Here is a 16,522-nt window from a genome sequence, read left to right as displayed (position 1 = left end):
TTTTTATATTAAATAGGTAGAAAAACCCGCTTAAATAGGCGGGTTAACTGGTTGCGCTTATTTTTTCGTTTCTTTTGCAATTTGATACCAACTATAGATTTTCACTATCGCAAAGAAGGTATATGCAAAAGCGATAAGAAACGCTCCATAATTAATAAATAAAATATTAATGGCACTTCCCCAACCGGATTCTTCTGCGACAGCAACTGCTCGGGTATAAGGACTGGTGAAAAAATACGTAATATATAATGGGTTAAAACTTAGGATGGCACTAGTGACTGCTATTACAAACGATGGAAGTACCATTAAGCAACTAATAACCCCAATTACATGTCCAATTATCTTCAAAAACCTCACTATTACACCTCTTTACTTCTTTTTAGGGATTTGAATGGTAATTTGATAAAAATCATCTGTTTCTTCTTCTTTAAAATCTAGTTCCATTCCGTTATCTTTAACCATCGTAACAGATTGCTTAATTGTATTCATAGCAATCCGCACATCACGACTGATAGCTTGGCGTTTCGGCTTGGTTTTTTTAGTTGCAACTGGTTTCTTCGCGACTAATAATTCCTGAATTCGTGCTTCAGTTTGTTTAACGTTCCAGTGGTTTTCTTCTATTTCTGCTAAAAGAGATATTTGTTGCTCTTCTGTCTCTAAAGCTAGTAATGAACGCGCATGACGTTCTGAAATCTGTTTATTAAGTACTGCTTTTTGAACAGCTTCTGGTAGTTTTAAGAGTCGCATTTTATTAGCAATGGCAGATTGGCTTTTCCCAACACGCTGCGCAAGTGCTTCCTGTGTCACATCTTGCATATCTAGCAAACTCCGGTACGCTTTTGCTTCTTCAATAGGTGTAAGTTCTTCTCGCTGCAAGTTTTCAATTAAGGCAATCGCAGCTACTTCTTCATCATCTAAATTTTGAATAATTGCTGGGATTTTCTCCATCTCTAAAGATAGGACAGCTCGAAAACGGCGCTCTCCTGCAATGATTTCGTAATAATCCGGCTCCATCTCTCTAACCACAATAGGCTGAATTACCCCATGAATTCGGATAGTTCGAGCAAGTTCATCAATTTTCTCTTGATTAAACACCGTCCGTGGTTGAAATTGGTTTGGGAAAATTTTGTCCATAGGAAGTTCTTGTACGCGTTGTACTCCTTCTTCTACTATATCATCCATTTGATTATTCTTATCTTTTTTTCCAAATAAACGTGAAAAAGGCATCTGGGTCCTTCCTTTCCGGAAAATCTTGGGCGCTAAGTAAGTAAATCCTTCTATCCACAAGTCTCATTAACTATTTTAGCAGAAATGGCACAGAAAAACACGTTAATTCTGTCGTTCAATAAAAAAATAGATGGTGCTGTTAAAGTTACACAGTCCCATCTATTTTCCTAATTGCTGTTAATGAAATTCATCGGTTACTGTATTGGTTGGCAAAATATCTTTTACTTTTGCTAACAGCCCTACTTATGAGAGTTTTTGATAAATTTCCGCATGATATTGCCCCATTTGTTCTACATTAATTATGTCAGCAAGGATTTACTTTGTTAGATCAATTAGTTCTATCTTTTTGGATTTCATTTGTAAAACGGGTGGTTATTTCCTGTGGCCGAGTTATTGCACCGCCAACAACGACGGCATAACAACCTAAAGCAAGAACTTGTCTGGCTTTACTGGGCGAGTCGATTTTTCCTTCTGCAATCACCGGGCGATTTGTACTTTTCAACACTTCTTTCAAATGAGAAAAGTCGTGGTCGCTGATATTTTTATTCGCTGTTTCCTTGGTGTAGCCATAAAGTGTGGTGCCAATTAAGTCAAAACCGAGGGAGTCAGCGTAATAAACGTCTTCCATACTACCTGTATCTGCCATGAAAAGTACATCTGGAAACTCTTTTCGAATGGTGCTTAAAATTTCTTTGAGGTCTTCATTATGTGGTCTTTTTCTAGTTGTCGCATCCATTGCAACAATTTCTACTCCTGTTTCACATATTTCTCTGGCTTCTTTTAAGGTTGGTGTAATAAACACGTTTGAATCATCATAATCTTTTTTGTAAATACCAATAATTGGGACATCTACCTCGCTTTGGATTGCTTGAATATCTTTTGCTGTATTTGCTCGGATGCCAACAGCCCCACCTTGAACTGCGGCCAGAGCCATTTTCGACATAATAAATGCACTATGAAGTGGTTCCTCTTGTAAAGCTTGGCAGGAAACCACTAACCCGCCTTTTATTTTTTCCATTGCTGAATTCCTCACTGATACTCCCCCTCTATACTGTATTCCAGTGTAAAGTATGTGTTTTCAAGCAGACTATATCACAAGAAAATGATTTTATCAATGCAGCTTATTTGAAACTAACTTTAAAAAATGACGTTGCTATTAAAAATAAAAAAGTCCTCTCATTTGAAAGGACTTGCTTCATTATTCGATTGGTAATTTGTTGGGTGTTCCTGGTTTACGTGGATATTTATTGGGTGTTTCTTTTGTTTTATTAATGACATAGATGTTTCGTTCGCTTTCTTCTACTGGTAATAGGAAGGAGAAATGATCCACCACTTTTCCACCAAAAAGTTTAATAGCTTTTTCGGCTGTTTGTAGCTCTTGTTCGGCTTGGGCTGCTTTCATTACTAGGAAGGAGCCATCTTTTTTAACAAGCGGCATACAAAGTTCGGATAATACGCTCATCCTTGCCACGGCACGAGCAGTTACGAGGTCATACTTTTCACGATGCGCTTTGTTTTGCCCGAATGTTTCAGCGCGGTCATGATAAAAATGAACATCTGATAGCCTTAATTTTTCTGCTAGCGCATCTAGGAAAGTCATGCGTTTTTTCAAGGAGTCAACGATGCTTACTTTTAGATGTGGATAGCAGATTTTAATTGGGATGCTTGGAAAACCAGCGCCAGCCCCAACATCACAAATAGTTTCAAAGTTAGTAAAATCCACATAAAACGTGGCCGAAATCGAATCATAGAAATGCTTTAAATATACTTCTTCTTCGTCGGTAATTGCTGTTAAATTCATTTTTTCGTTCCACTCTACTAACATTTTAAAGTAGTCATGGAATTGTTTCATTTGCATATCGCTGAGTTCTATTCCTTTTTCAGCAAGCGCCATTTTGAACTGCTCTGGATTCATGTTTTTTCCTCACTTTACTTTCGCGAATTAATAGAGTCTCATTTCTATTGTCTTTATAAAGTATAAATTTTTTCTCCTTAATTATCAACCGCTTCATCTCTAACATTTATCCAACTTGCCTGTAATTTCTTTAAAGTTTTCTTTTGCTTGAGTCACCCATTTCCCTTTTGCTGTTGTAGAAATCCCGTCGACATAGCTTATGCAGTTACTTTTTATATCTGCTAATTGGTCTTTTTTCATCATTTTCTTACGAGTCTCTGATGTCGTATGACCAATTGTCGGGTCTCCAATACCGTAACTTATTGGTACATAATCTTTTCTGTCTATGAAATTAAATAGTTTATCTAAGTCTGCAATAGCATTCTCTAGTATTCATGAATACTAGAGAATGCCCATAAACATATACTTAAGCATCTGGGTAAAGTTTCTGCGGATGGATTGAAACACTGAGATTATCCATATTTGGTGCCATAGAACCTTTGTAAAGGATAGTGAGTTTTTTCACTTGGTTTCTTGCGGTGAGTGGAGCTGTGGGCGGTGTATATTTATCTGTGATAATGAAAGATTGTTCGCTGGTGGGTTTGTTGGTTATTTGGGATATGACACCAATTGTCTTCTTGCTTTTCCCTATTCCCACTGAATCCAACTCATTATATGAATTCTATTGCTGCTTAGCTATATTCAACATTTTTCAACTTTTCCCCTTCAAAAACTTTTCTCGCTATTTAAGCAAAAAGAAAAACCGCATCATTTATAAAAGGGTTAAAACTTTCATGAATGATGTGGTTTATTGGTGTTGAATTATGTCATTTGCTCACTTTCGCAATTTTCCCTTGTTCAATATAGACTAGTAATATCGAAATATCAGCTGGGTTGACTCCGCTAATACGGCTAGCTTGGGCAATGGATAGTGGCTCGATTTTCTTCAATTTTTCTAATGCTTCGGTTGCTAATCCGCTAATCGCATCATAGTCGATGTTTTCTGGGATTTTTTTGTCTTCCATGCGCTTCATTTTTTCTACTTGAAGCTTGGATTTTTGGATATAGCCTTCGTATTTTATTTGAATTTCTACTTGTTCGGCGATTTCATCAGTCACAAATGTTTCACGTGAAACAATTTGGGCGATTTTGTCGTAGGTTATTTCGGGACGACGGAGTAAATCGGCTGCTAAAATACCATCTTTAAGCTCGCCTGAACCGATTTCTTTTAGCATTGCTTGTACTTCAGCAGTTGGTTTAATACGTGTTTTTTGTAGTCGTTCTTTTTCTGCTTCAATGGCACTTTGTTTAGCTAAAAAGCGTTCATAACGTTCGTCGCTAATTAGACCGATTTCATGTCCAATTTCTGTTAAACGTAAATCAGCATTATCGTGACGTAGTAGCAGGCGATATTCGGCACGAGATGTAAGCAAACGATAAGGTTCGTCTGTTCCTTTAGTTACTAAATCATCAATTAAAACGCCAATATAAGCTTGATCGCGACCGAGGATAACAGGTTCTTTTTCAAAGACTTTGCGTGCGGCATTGATTCCTGCCATTAGCCCTTGTCCGGCTGCTTCTTCATAACCACTTGTACCATTAATTTGTCCGGCTGTAAAAAGTCCTTCAACTAATTTAGTTTCAAGCGATGGCCATAATTGATCAGGCATAACAGCATCATATTCGATTGCATACCCAACACGCATCATTTCTACATTTTCAAGACCAGGAATAGTTCTTAACATTTCACGTTGTACTTCTTCCGGCAAACTGGTGGAAAGACCTTGGACATATACTTCTTCTGTATTTTTGCCTTCTGGTTCAAGGAAGATTTGGTGTCTTGGTTTATCACTGAAACGAACAATTTTATCTTCAATTGATGGGCAATATCTTGCGCCAGTTCCTTTTTTCGTAGCTGTAAACATAGGTGAACGATGCAAATTCGCTTGGATTATTTCGTGGGTAGTTTCGTTTGTATAGGTTAACCAACATGGTAATTGATCTAACATCATTTCGACCGTATCAAAGCTAAATGCTCGCGGATGATCGTCACCTGGTTGTTCTTCCGTTTTTGAGTAATCAATTGTACTTGATTTTACTCGTGGTGGCGTACCTGTTTTAAAACGACGTAATTCAAAACCTAGTTCTTCCAAATGCTCTGATAGTTTGACAGATGGTTGTTGGTTATTTGGACCACTTGAATAGCGCAGTTCGCCGACAATAATCTCGCCACGTGAAAAGGTTCCTGTAGTAATAACGACTGTTTTCGCGTAATAAATGGCACCACTATTTGTAATAACGCCTTTACAAACGCCATCTTCCATGACTAAACGGTCAACAAGTCCTTGGCGCAAAGTAATGTTTTCTTCTTTTTCAATTGTATGTTTCATTTCATGCTGGTAATCCCATTTATCTGCTTGAGCACGTAACGCACGAACAGCAGGTCCTTTACCTGTATTTAGCATCCGCATTTGAATGTAAGTTTTATCTGTATTACGTCCCATTTCTCCGCCAAGTGCATCAATTTCGCGCACAACGACGCCTTTTGCTGGGCCTCCGACAGAAGGATTACACGGCATAAAAGCGACCATGTCTAAATTTATTGTTAACATCAACGTTTTGGCTCCCATTCGGCCACTGGCAAGACCTGCTTCTACACCCGCATGTCCTGCACCAACAACGATAACATCAAAAGTTCCTGCATCATAGGTTTGCATTTTATAAAAACATCTCCTAAAAAATCATTTTCCAAGGCAAAATTGATTAAATAACTGATCCAGTAGTTCATCCTGAACAGAATCACCGGTAATTTCACCTAGTAAATCCCATGCACGAGTCATATCAATCTGGACAATATCAACTGGCATACCAAGCTGAATCCCTGTTGTAACAGCATTTAACGCTTCTAGTGCTTGATGAAGGAGCGCAATATGTCGAACGTTTGATACATAGGTTGCATCACCGGCATCTATATCACCAGCAAAAAATAGTGTTTTAATTGCTTCTTCTAAAGCCTCTAAACCTTCATCATTTACTAGAGAAGTTGAGACAATCGGGTTTTCCCCGGCAAGTTCACGCACTTTATTTATATCAAGCTTTGTTTCCAAATCGGTTTTATTTAAAACAACAACATAGTTATGACCTGCTGCCGCTTCAAATAATGCTTCATCTTCCACTGTTAGCTCTTCATTTTGGTTTAATACTAAAAGGATAAAATCAGCATCCGCCAGCGCTTTTCTTGAACGTTCTACGCCAATTTTTTCGACTATATCTTCTGTTTCACGGATTCCGGCTGTATCAATTAATCGTAAGGGAACGCCACGAACATTGACATATTCTTCTATAATATCTCTTGTCGTTCCAGCGATATCTGTAACAATCGCTTTTTCTTCTTGAATTAGCTGGTTAAGCAAGGACGATTTTCCAACATTTGGTCGACCAATAATAGCTGTTGCTAGACCTTCGCGAAGAATTTTCCCCTGGCTAGCAGTTTGCAAAAGTTGCTCGACGGAAGCGCGCACTAGCTCTGTTTTCTCTAATAACATTCGCTGAGTCATTTCCTCTACGTCATCGTACTCAGGATAGTCAATATTTACTTCGACTTGCGCTAATGCATCTAAAATTTCTTGGCGCAAATTACGAATTAGCCTTGATAAGTTGCCATCCATTTGCCTAATTGCAACACCCATCGCACGATCAGTCTTAGCACGAATTAAATCCATCACTGCTTCTGCTTGAGATAAATCAATTCTTCCATTTAGGAAAGCGCGTTTTGTAAATTCACCCGGTTCTGCTAAATTAGCACCATTTCGCAGTAATAGTTGTAGCACTCGATTAACCGAGACAATGCCGCCATGTGCATTTATCTCAACTACATCCTCACGTGTAAAGGTTCGCGGGGCACGCATTACTGTGACCATTACTTCCTCAATCACTTCGCCATCTTCTTTTATATGACCGTAGTGAATTGTGTGGCTCTCGGCTTCACTTAAGCTATTTTTGGCATAAAAAATACGATCCGCTATCTGAATCGCCTCTGGACCGCTTAATCTAATAATAGCAATGGCCCCTTCTCCCGGCGGTGTTGAGATTGCAGCAATTGTATCAAATTCCATTCTTTACTCATCCTTTCTCATTAGAATTCCAGCTCAAATAAGCCTCATCCTACTTTGAATAAATTTTGGCACATGATTTTGTGCATTATCAACAACTTACGCTCCGCTTTGACCAAAGCAATTAAATTGTTAGTATTTGGAAGGTTATCCATAGACTTTATACACATATCCACAGAAAAACCAATAATAAAATTTCATCCCTACTATTTTAACTTATCCACATGTGAATAACAATAGTTTTATCTTTGCTATTTTAAAATGTTTCTATGATTTGTCCAAATTTTGTCCTATTCACTTGTTCAATTACGAATAAAATACGATGAGGTACAACTACTAAACAAAAAAATACCCATAAGTTTGTTGGCTTATAGGTATTTTTTGATTAAAATTATTTTTTTCTACGGAAGAAAGCAAGTAATCCTACTGCAAATAATCCGAGTCCTGCTAGACCAGTTGAAGCATTTGATTGATCCCCTGTTTTTGGAAGAGCAGCTTTTTCTTCTGGCTTCACATCAAGTTGTTTTTCTGCTGTATTTTCTTTGATTTCATTTTTTCCAGATAGTCTATCTGACGGCGGATTAGTTGTATCTTTTGGTTGTTCAGAAGGTTGTTTGATTGAATCTACCACAACTGTACGGGTAAAAGTTGTAGTGTTTCCATCGCTATCTGTCACTTCATATACTATTTGATAGGTCCCTGGAATATTAATATCCACATTATTAGAAAGAATTTTTATTTGTTTCGTTAAGTCCCCATTCTCTTCATCTGTTGCGGTAATGCCCTCCATTGGATCAAAGGAATCTTCTGATGTGATATGTGTTTCGTTATCTCCAGAAATCACGGGCGCTTCGGTTACAGTCACGGTACGGGTAAACGTTGCTTTATTGCCATCGCTGTCGGTCACTTCATACGTCACTTCGTAGTTGCCGGGTTTCGATGTATCTACAGTGTTGTTTGTTATTTTTACTGCGCTTGTGATGTCGCCGTCTTCTTTATCCGTTGCCTGAATCGTACTCATTGGGTCGAAGTCTGCGTTTGGATTTAATCGGGTTTCGCTGTCTCCGGTGATAGTTGGCGCTTCCGTCACGGTTACGGTACGAATAAAGGTGTCTGAAATATTGCCATCGCTATCTGTCACTTCATAGGTTACTAGGTAGCTTCCTGGTTTCGACGTGTCGACCGTGTTATTGGTTACTTGGATATTTTGTGTAATATCGCCATCTTCTTTATCTGTTGCTTTCATGGTGCTCATTGGATCAAAGTCCGCGTTTAGATTTAAAATGGTTTCACTTTCACCAGTGATAATCGGTGCTGCAGTGACGATAACGGTTCGGGTAAAGGTTGCTTTATTGCCATCGCTGTCAGTTACTTCATACGTCACTTCATAACTTCCCGGTGTTAATGTATCCACTGGGTTGTCTATCACCTTAACATTGCTTGTGATATCACCATCTTCTTTATCCGTTGCTTGAATTGTGCTCATTGGGTCGAATATCGCACTAGGATTTAAGATGGTTTCGCTATCTCCGGTAATGGTTGGTGCTTCCGTCACGGTTACAGTTCGGGTGAAGGTTGCTTTATTGCCATCGCTGTCAGTTACTTCATACGTCACTTCGTAGTTGCCGGGTTTCGATGTATCTACAGTATTGTTTGTTATTTTTACTGTGCTTGTGATGTCACCATCTTCTTTATCCGTTGCCTGAATCGTACTCATTGGGTCGAAATTTGCATTTGGATTTAATTGTGTTTCACTATCTCCTGTGATGATTGGCGCTTCCGTCACGGTTACAGTTCGGGTAAAAGTAGATTTATTACCATCGCTGTCAGTTACTTCATACGTCACTTCGTAGGTACCGGGTTTCGACGTATCTACCGTGTTGTTTGTTATTTTTACTTCGCTGGTGACATCCCCATCTTCTTTATCCGTTGCTTGGATGGTACTCATTGGGTCGAAGTCTGTGTTTGGATTTAATCGTGTTTCGCTATCTCCCGTGATGATTGGTGCCTCTGTCACAATAACAGTACGGGTGAAAGTAGATTTATTCCCATCACTGTCGGTTACTTCATACGTTACCTCGTAGTTGCCAGGTTTTGAAGTATCAACCGGGTTGTTTGTTACTTTTATCTCGCTTGTAACATCGCCGTCCTCTTTATCTGTTGCCGTCATGGTACTCATTGGGTCAAAAGTAGTGCCGGGACTTAGATACGTTTCGCTATCACCGGAAATTTGAGGTGGCTCTGTTATAGTAACTGTACGGGTGAAAGTGGATTTATTCCCATCGCTGTCAGTTACTTCATAGGTCACTTCGTAGCTTCCTGGTTTCGATGTATCAATAGGGTCGCTAATGACTTGAATATCTTTAGTGATGTCACCATCTTCTTTATCTGTTGCTGCCATGGTACTCATTGGATCAAACGTAGCATTCGGATTTAAAATAGTTTCGCTCTCACCAGTAATGGTTGGAGCTTCGGTGACAATAATTGTACGTGTAAAGGTAGCTTTATTGCCATCGCTGTCGGTTACTTCATACGTCACTTCATAGCTTCCCGGTTTTGATGTATCAACCGGATTATCTACCACTTGAATATTTCCTGTAATATCACCGTCTTCTTTGTCTGTTGCGGTCATGGTACTCGTTGGATCAAAGGTGCTGTTTGGATTAATATCCGTTTGTGTATCACCTGAAATCGTTGGTGCTTCGGTTACAATGACGCTACGTGTAAAGGTCGTTTTGTTTCCGTCGCTATCGGTGACTTCATAAACAACCTCATAGCTCCCCGGCGTACTAGTATCTACATTATTACTAATAATTTTCACTTGGTCAGTTAAATCGCCATCTTCTTTGTCTGTTGCTTGAATCGTGCTCATTGGGTCATCGAACGTTTCATTTGGATTTAACCGTGTTTCCGTATCGCCAGTAATAATAGGAGCTTCCGTCACGACTACCGTACGAGTGAAGGTCGCTTTATTTCCATCACTGTCGGTCACTTCATAGGTTACTGTGTAAGTACCTGATTTCGACGTATCAACAGGATTATCTATCACTTGAATGTTGCTAGTAATATCACCGTCTTCTTTATCCGTCGCGGTCATGGAACTAGTTGGATCAAAGGTGTCTCCCGGTTGAAGTGTGGTTGTCGTATCTCCTGCAATAGTTGGTACTTCATTACTAGTGATTTCTACAGAAGTGTCTGTTGCTTCTACTGTCGTAATTTCCTCATCAAAATTTTCATCATTGTAGGTAACGGTTGTATCTGGAGTAGCCGAACTTGTCTCGATTTGTCCGGTTAAAGGAATGGTAATCTGGACAGATGCATCTTTTTTTATACTATCCGTTGTAAATGTCAATGTCCGAGTTGCTTCATCATAATTTTCTTCCGTAATAGTTGTATCACTAGAAGAAAGTGTTCCCGGAGTATAAGTCAATTCGTTAGGTATTTGTACAGAAAAATGGTTGTTTGCGGCAGGCATTCCACCAGAGTTCACTGCTTGAATTTGATAATCCACTTGGTTCTTTGCTTGAATACTGGATTCTGAAAAAGTTCCGTCCACAGTTAGTATCGATCCTGTCGCAAATTGGACATTATCTAAGAGGTTCCCAACACTTGCTCCACCTGTACTACTCACCGCTCTGAATTGAAAGCGAGTCGTGGTTTGCCCTTCTGGAATCGTATAAGTACCCTTATAAAGCCCCCAAGTTGCCGTTCCATCCGACATTTCTGCTTGCTGAACAAGCGTTCCCCCTGGCGCACCAAATTCTACTAGCGCTACATCAGTGCCTTTTCTACCTTTATGATAAACTTGCCAATGGACTTTAACTCCCGGAGTGGTAGGAATATCTTGATATAATGCTGCAACTTGATTCGCATTTAATTCTGCCCACTGATTTCCACTCTGCGCTGTAGTTGAGGCGTTATTACTTTGTAATTCAATCAAATTATCGCTACCTGTAGTTTCCCAGCCAGGTACTATACCAGCATCAAATAATTGATAGTTGCTTGAAGACATTACGAGAGGGGTTTCAAAATCCCCATTTTCTAAAGAGATAACCGGAGAATCCGCTTGAACATTACTTACTGTCAGATTTGTTGCCGCATTTACTTTTTCTATAGATGTATTTATATTCACTGGAGATACTACTAGGCCCGTTACAAGAACTGCCATGGATGTAAGTCGAATGCTTTTTTTTACCTTTGTTTTTTTGCTCATTCATTTTAGCTCCTTTTCCCTCGTTTACTTAACTTAAGGATACTTGTTTTGCCAACCTTCATCGTGTGATAATTACACACTTTTTCGTAATATGTATGACAAATTTTAGACTAACTCCCTGTGCAAAATTAATTGGATGATTAGAATGTTAATGTACATTTTTATGTATAAGTCTTTTTTATTATCCATATAAAGGGGAAAAATATATTACTAAAAAATGGCAAAATAAGTTTTTTTAAACAAAAAAACGGAAATGAAAATCCATGTAGATGATTTTCATTTCCGTTTTCTAATTTTAAGACTTATTGGCTTCTTAACGATGTCTTCTTGCTTGACGGATAAGCGTCACACTTGCAAAACCAATTAGTATTAAGCCTAAGCTTGCCCACCATATTGCATTATCTGTATCGCCTGTTTCTGGCAAGTTCGATTGTTCCATTCGCACATTTGGTTGTTCTTTTACCTTAGAATTATTTGTGTTGTTTGTCCCATTTCCCCCATTTGTCCCATCTGTTCCGTTCTTTCCATCCGTCCCCGGAGTGTTAGGGTGATCTTTTTCATAATTTATAGCTGTTACTGTAATGCGGGTTGGTTTTCCAGCAAATTCCGTTGTTACTTCAAATTCAATCTTAGCCGAATTTAATTGATAACCATCTTTTGCTTTTGTTTCAACAAAGTAGTATTTTCCTGGAGCCAAATTATCAACTTGGATTTCTCCCGCTTTATTTGTTGTTAGATTTTGTTTCACTAGCGTACCATCTTCGGTATAGAGGTCAAAATACACACCGGAAAGAGTAGCGCCGGAATCACTGTTCTTAATGAGCTCTACACTGCCTTTATAATTAATAAGTGAATCTAATTGAATCGTTCCTGGATCGCCTTCATTTGTATCAGCTATAGTGAATTCAACCGGCTTCGTATTCAATATATATCCTCGAGGTGCGCGTATTTCTACTAAACTATACGTCCCCGGAGCCAAATTATTCACAGCTATATGTCCTTCTCTGCCTGAAATAACACGTTTAACCACATTTTGGTCTGCATCCCTTACTTCAAACACAGCGCCCGCTAATTTTTCACCAGATTCACTCTGTTTTACAGCCTCAATGCTTCCAGTGTAGTTAATAAATGGTCCCAATACAATATCTGGAATTTGGCCATCCTCTGCTTCAGAAACTGTAAATGGAATTGGCTCGGTGTTCAATATATAGCCAGCTGGAGCAAAGACTTCCGTTAATCGATAATCGCCCGGTAAAAGACCATCAATTTCGATTTCACCATTTAAATCTGTTGCAAAAGTTTCGTCCGTTCTTATTTTATTCCACGAACCACCAATATTTTGTTCCAATTGGAATTCAGCACCAGATAAAGGATCTCCTGACTCGTTTGCTTTTTTAAGCGTAACCTTATTGGGATTGTTTACAACTGGGATTGGTTCTGTTGCATTAGTAGTTTCTTCACTTATAGTAACTTGTTTCCCAGCTGCCAACTCATCACTTATCGTATACCCAGTTGGCGCCTTTGTTTCTTGGAGTATATAATCTCCATAAGGCAAGTTTCCGAAAGAAAGTTCTCCATTTGCATCAACGGTAGCTTCTCTGAGAACAATCGTCTTATCTTTATTCCAAAGCCTAAATTCGGCGCCTGTAAGAGGTTCATTATCGCCATTTACTTTTTGGAAAACAATACCACCTGTTTCTCCAACAGCAGTACCTGAGCCATTTAGGACAACCACATCTACCGTTGTATTGTCCCCATCGTTTACCGCTACTTCATTATTCCCAGATACCGTTACATCATTTGTCAATTTCTGATTAGGCTCACTATTTACAAAAACAAATGAACGATACTCAATAATGTAAGGAGCTTTGATTTGATGAAGAAATTCAATTTTTAATTCTTGCTCTCCTGTTGTAGCATTAGTTGTTAAAGAAACTGAGTAATCCGTTCCTTCTTTGAGCGGCAAATAAGGGTTTTTCACTATACTGCCATCTGGTTTTACTATTGTCCGGTAAACGACAATCGAGCTCTCATCTATTGCTTGATTGGAAGAAGGATGGTCCGTTACAACCACGTCATTTAAAGTAGAACCACTAGGATTGACGGTGATGGACCAATTGGCAAAGCCGTCTTCATCCTGGTAACCACTTTTGTTAACAAAATCGCCACCATTATCAATAGATACCTCGGCCGTCAAATGATGCGGTTGGGTATCTCCATTTGTAAACGTGGCATCATTATCATATGTCGGTTCGATAACTTGACCATTTAATGTAGTTTTAAATTCTACAATATAAGCAGCTGATTGATCATCTGGAAAACGAACTGTCAATGTTTGATTGTTAGCCTCAGAAGGTTCAATTATCGTGAAATCACCATAATTGCTCACTTCATCGCCTTTTTCAATGCTACCATCTGGATTAACAGTATAATGGTAAATCTTAACGGAATTTGGAACATATTGTTGATTTCCTTGTATTGGATCAACTAATGTTGCATCTTCTAGTTCTTTTGAATCGTAGTTTACACCGATAGACCATGTGATTCTGGAAGTAGTTGCATTATAGCTACCATTTTTAAATCCGTTATATTTCGCCGCATCATTCGGATCGAACGTAGCTCCGTCACTGCTTGAATGTGAATCTCCATTTTCATCTGTCCATGTAGTAGAAGCATTGTTTGGAAAAATTCGGTCTGGATCATCTACTCCATCTACCCTTGTATCAAAAGTAGTTTTATAAGTGATACGGAAGTCATGGTCTGTCCCTGCTGCATACGTATTTAAAAATCGAACTGTAAATTGACGACTTGCTTCATCATAGACTAAAGAATAATCCTGTTCTTTCACTAAGGTTGCTCCAGTTACCATATCTTTCATAACAAAAGTTTCTGGTAATAAAGTTAGCCCCGGACTCAGTTGATCAGTTAGTTGCCAATTTGTCATCATATAATGATTTTTATTAATGTCAATTTGCCAAGAAACTTCTTTAGCGTCATAATCCGCTGCTCCGACCGTCTTAACTACATTTTGCTGAACAATACCTCCTGAAGAATTACTACTATCTCCTGTATCAGTTGTGACCGTATTATTAATTGTGACATTGTCATCAACCGTACCCGTAATAGTAGTCTTATATGTTATCTTAACTGCATAATCAATATCGTGTAAAAAGACAATATCAAAGCCATTTTCTGTCATCTCTATCTTATAATCTACACCCTCAATTAATTTCCTACCTTGAACTTCTGATCCATCCTCATCAAAAGTAATAATATTCATTTGCACTGAACCATCAACTAATTGCATGCTACTATCTCCAAATACATCATGAAGTGTTGCATCTTCCTCAGCAATCGATTTCTCTCCGTAGTTGTATTTGATAGTCCATTCTGAGGTTTGAGTAGTCGGATCATAATTACTAGATTGTTTATTTAAAAGTGTCCCATAAGAAGCCACTACCGAAGCTTTTGCCGGTAGCTCTGTCCCATCGGCATTAAGAACGGCTGTATTTTCAAAAGTTTTACTTCCACCTGCTTCTGGTTTAGCATCTTCATCGATTTTAGTCGTATATTTTAAACGATAAGCATCACTAATAGGTGTTGTAAAAGTGACGTTCCCTGCTGCGTCAACCGTATAGCCAGAAGTCACTAATTCCTCACTTCCGGGATACACTTCGCCGTATAAATCTACCTTCACCTTATAAACTTCCACTGATTGATAAGTCGTCCCAGGTGGAAAAGTCTCATTTACGACTGCATTGTCAATCGTATCTAATGATTTGTTAATATCCACTTGCCAATAAATATAATCCGGGTTAAATTCTTTATCAAAATGCCCACTTTTTTCGATAGTACTATCCACAGCAGGCTTGACATTAATATCTACCGGTGGAATATTATCTTCAAATGGTATTTTAATAGTAATTTCTCCTGGACCGTCAATGTCCTCTGCATTAAGTTGTGTATCAAATTCTAGCGTCCCATGGACATTGGAATGCGTTTGAACCTCATCTGTAAAAATGAATTTTACAGTTCCGTCTGTACTAACTTCCACATTTGCATACGGATCAAGTGGAATAGTTTGATTTTGAGAAACTTTCACTGTATCAGGCAATTTAAAAGTATAATAATCACCTGCTTGAATTTCTGCACCAACATCATTTGGTATCGCCCAAGTGAATTTGAAATGCACATAATCGTCCACTGTAGGATTCTCAACCGGATTACCGTCTGCATCAAAATAAGTTAATTCCATTCCAGTTAAAATCGTAGAGTCTTCCTCTGAATATCCCAAGCTTGCAAAAATATCTTTTACATCTTGTGGTTCATCTGCAGCGACCGCTCTTTCTTCTGGTGCTTTTTGGACTTCTTTTTGATCAGCTACTGGTTTATCTCCGTTTGCCTCTGTTGATTCTGTTGGAGTTGATTCTGTTGGAGTGTCAGCTTTAGGAGGCTCTGTTTCTTTTGGTTCTTGTGGTTCTTGTGGTTCTTGATAAAGTGTCACTTCACTAGTTAACTGATTTGTCTCTGTTGAAAATTCCACCTTATCTTTTTCAAGTTTGCTCGATTGTTCTAAGTAAGTTGTTGCGATTTCAAGGCTAATCGTACCATCCTGCCCTGCCGGAACATCGAATTGGATCTCATTCCCATTAATCTTATATTTCCCAACTTCCTTATTTTGTTCGTCTAAAATCTCTCCTTCATTTTCAAGCTGTAGAGAAACATTATTAGATACAGTAATACTTGTTTTTTGCGGTTCTAATGTTTCATTTTTGACTTGTGCTGTCACTTTAAACCGAAATTGATTGTCCTTTGTTACTTGTTCCTCTTTTTTCTCTACCTTAGTAAGCTTTACACTAGCTGTTCCCCCCGCAGAATCATCTGCTTTTGCAAGATACGGGAAAAATACTTGTGCTATTAATAAGCCAACAAACAATAAGTACAACGTTTTTTTCAAATTAATCCCCCCAAATTAACATTTGCATTTGTTACAATTGTCAGTAGTTACTTTTTCCCTTTTGCACTATAACCAAACACTATTTTCTATATAAAAAGGAACTTCCCTGTTTATTTAGA

Annotated in this window: 8 protein-coding genes and 2 pseudogenes; all 10 read right to left on the bottom strand. The window is 38.5% G+C overall.

Annotation, left to right across the window (positions count from 1 at the left end; genetic code table 11):
- Positions 1–57: 57 nt before the first annotated feature.
- The 10 genes and pseudogenes from HCJ50_RS05885 to HCJ50_RS05845 all read right to left on the bottom strand — a co-directional run bounded on the left by HCJ50_RS05885 (position 58) and on the right by HCJ50_RS05845 (position 16,403).
- Positions 58–357 (bottom strand): hypothetical protein, encoded by a 300-nt coding sequence (locus HCJ50_RS05885; protein ID WP_185344242.1) that lies wholly within the window; start codon positions 355–357, stop codon positions 58–60.
- A 12-nt stretch (positions 358–369) separates the two neighbouring features.
- The gene (gene noc / locus HCJ50_RS05880; RefSeq protein ID WP_185344244.1) at positions 370–1,227 is read right to left on the bottom strand and encodes a nucleoid occlusion protein; all 858 of its coding nucleotides are present in this window, start codon (positions 1,225–1,227) and stop codon (positions 370–372) included.
- A 328-nt stretch (positions 1,228–1,555) separates the two neighbouring features.
- Positions 1,556–2,260 (bottom strand): N-acetylmannosamine-6-phosphate 2-epimerase, encoded by a 705-nt coding sequence (locus HCJ50_RS05875; protein WP_185380413.1) that lies wholly within the window; start codon positions 2,258–2,260, stop codon positions 1,556–1,558.
- Between the two features lie 165 nt (positions 2,261–2,425).
- The gene (gene rsmG, locus HCJ50_RS05870) at positions 2,426–3,142 is read right to left on the bottom strand and encodes a 16S rRNA (guanine(527)-N(7))-methyltransferase RsmG (RefSeq protein ID WP_185344248.1); all 717 of its coding nucleotides are present in this window, start codon (positions 3,140–3,142) and stop codon (positions 2,426–2,428) included.
- A 99-nt stretch (positions 3,143–3,241) separates the two neighbouring features.
- Positions 3,242–3,412, bottom strand: a pseudogene (locus HCJ50_RS05865) (hypothetical protein); the annotation flags it as partial.
- A pseudogene (locus HCJ50_RS15740) lies at positions 3,386–3,830 on the bottom strand (hypothetical protein); the annotation flags it as partial. The pseudogenes HCJ50_RS05865 and HCJ50_RS15740, both read right to left, overlap by 27 nt.
- 118 nt (positions 3,831–3,948) lie before the next feature.
- The gene (gene mnmG, locus HCJ50_RS05860) at positions 3,949–5,838 is read right to left on the bottom strand and encodes a tRNA uridine-5-carboxymethylaminomethyl(34) synthesis enzyme MnmG (protein ID WP_185344252.1); all 1,890 of its coding nucleotides are present in this window, start codon (positions 5,836–5,838) and stop codon (positions 3,949–3,951) included.
- A gap of 24 nt (positions 5,839–5,862) precedes the next feature.
- Positions 5,863–7,236, bottom strand: a complete 1,374-nt coding sequence (gene mnmE / locus HCJ50_RS05855; protein WP_185344254.1) for a tRNA uridine-5-carboxymethylaminomethyl(34) synthesis GTPase MnmE — start codon at positions 7,234–7,236, stop codon at positions 5,863–5,865.
- A gap of 388 nt (positions 7,237–7,624) precedes the next feature.
- A complete protein-coding gene (locus tag HCJ50_RS05850; RefSeq protein ID WP_185380415.1) occupies positions 7,625–11,446 on the bottom strand; it encodes an immunoglobulin-like domain-containing protein in 3,822 nt (1,273 codons plus the stop codon).
- A 313-nt stretch (positions 11,447–11,759) separates the two neighbouring features.
- Entirely contained in the window at positions 11,760–16,403 is a 4,644-nt protein-coding gene (locus tag HCJ50_RS05845) for a collagen binding domain-containing protein (RefSeq protein ID WP_185380416.1), read from the bottom strand.
- Positions 16,404–16,522: the final 119 nt, after the last annotated feature.

Origin of the sequence: Listeria immobilis, from assembly GCF_014322765.1 — a bacterium.
In the GTDB taxonomy this organism is placed as follows: Bacteria; Bacillota; Bacilli; order Lactobacillales; family Listeriaceae; genus Listeria; species Listeria immobilis.
Note: the sequence above shows the minus strand (reverse complement) of the source record. Positions and strands in the feature narration are given on the sequence as shown.

Excerpts from the sequence above, each read along its gene's own strand:
- noc (WP_185344244.1), bottom strand. The coding sequence starts at position 1,227 with ATGCCTTTTTCACGTTTATTTGGAAAAAAAGATAAGAATAATCAAATG.
- rsmG (WP_185344248.1), bottom strand. The coding sequence starts at position 3,142 with ATGAATCCAGAGCAGTTCAAAATGGCGCTTGCTGAAAAAGGAATAGAA.
- mnmG (WP_185344252.1), bottom strand. The coding sequence starts at position 5,838 with ATGCAAACCTATGATGCAGGAACTTTTGATGTTATCGTTGTTGGTGCA.
- mnmE (WP_185344254.1), bottom strand. The coding sequence starts at position 7,236 with ATGGAATTTGATACAATTGCTGCAATCTCAACACCGCCGGGAGAAGGG.
- HCJ50_RS05850 (WP_185380415.1), bottom strand. The coding sequence starts at position 11,446 with ATGAGCAAAAAAACAAAGGTAAAAAAAAGCATTCGACTTACATCCATG.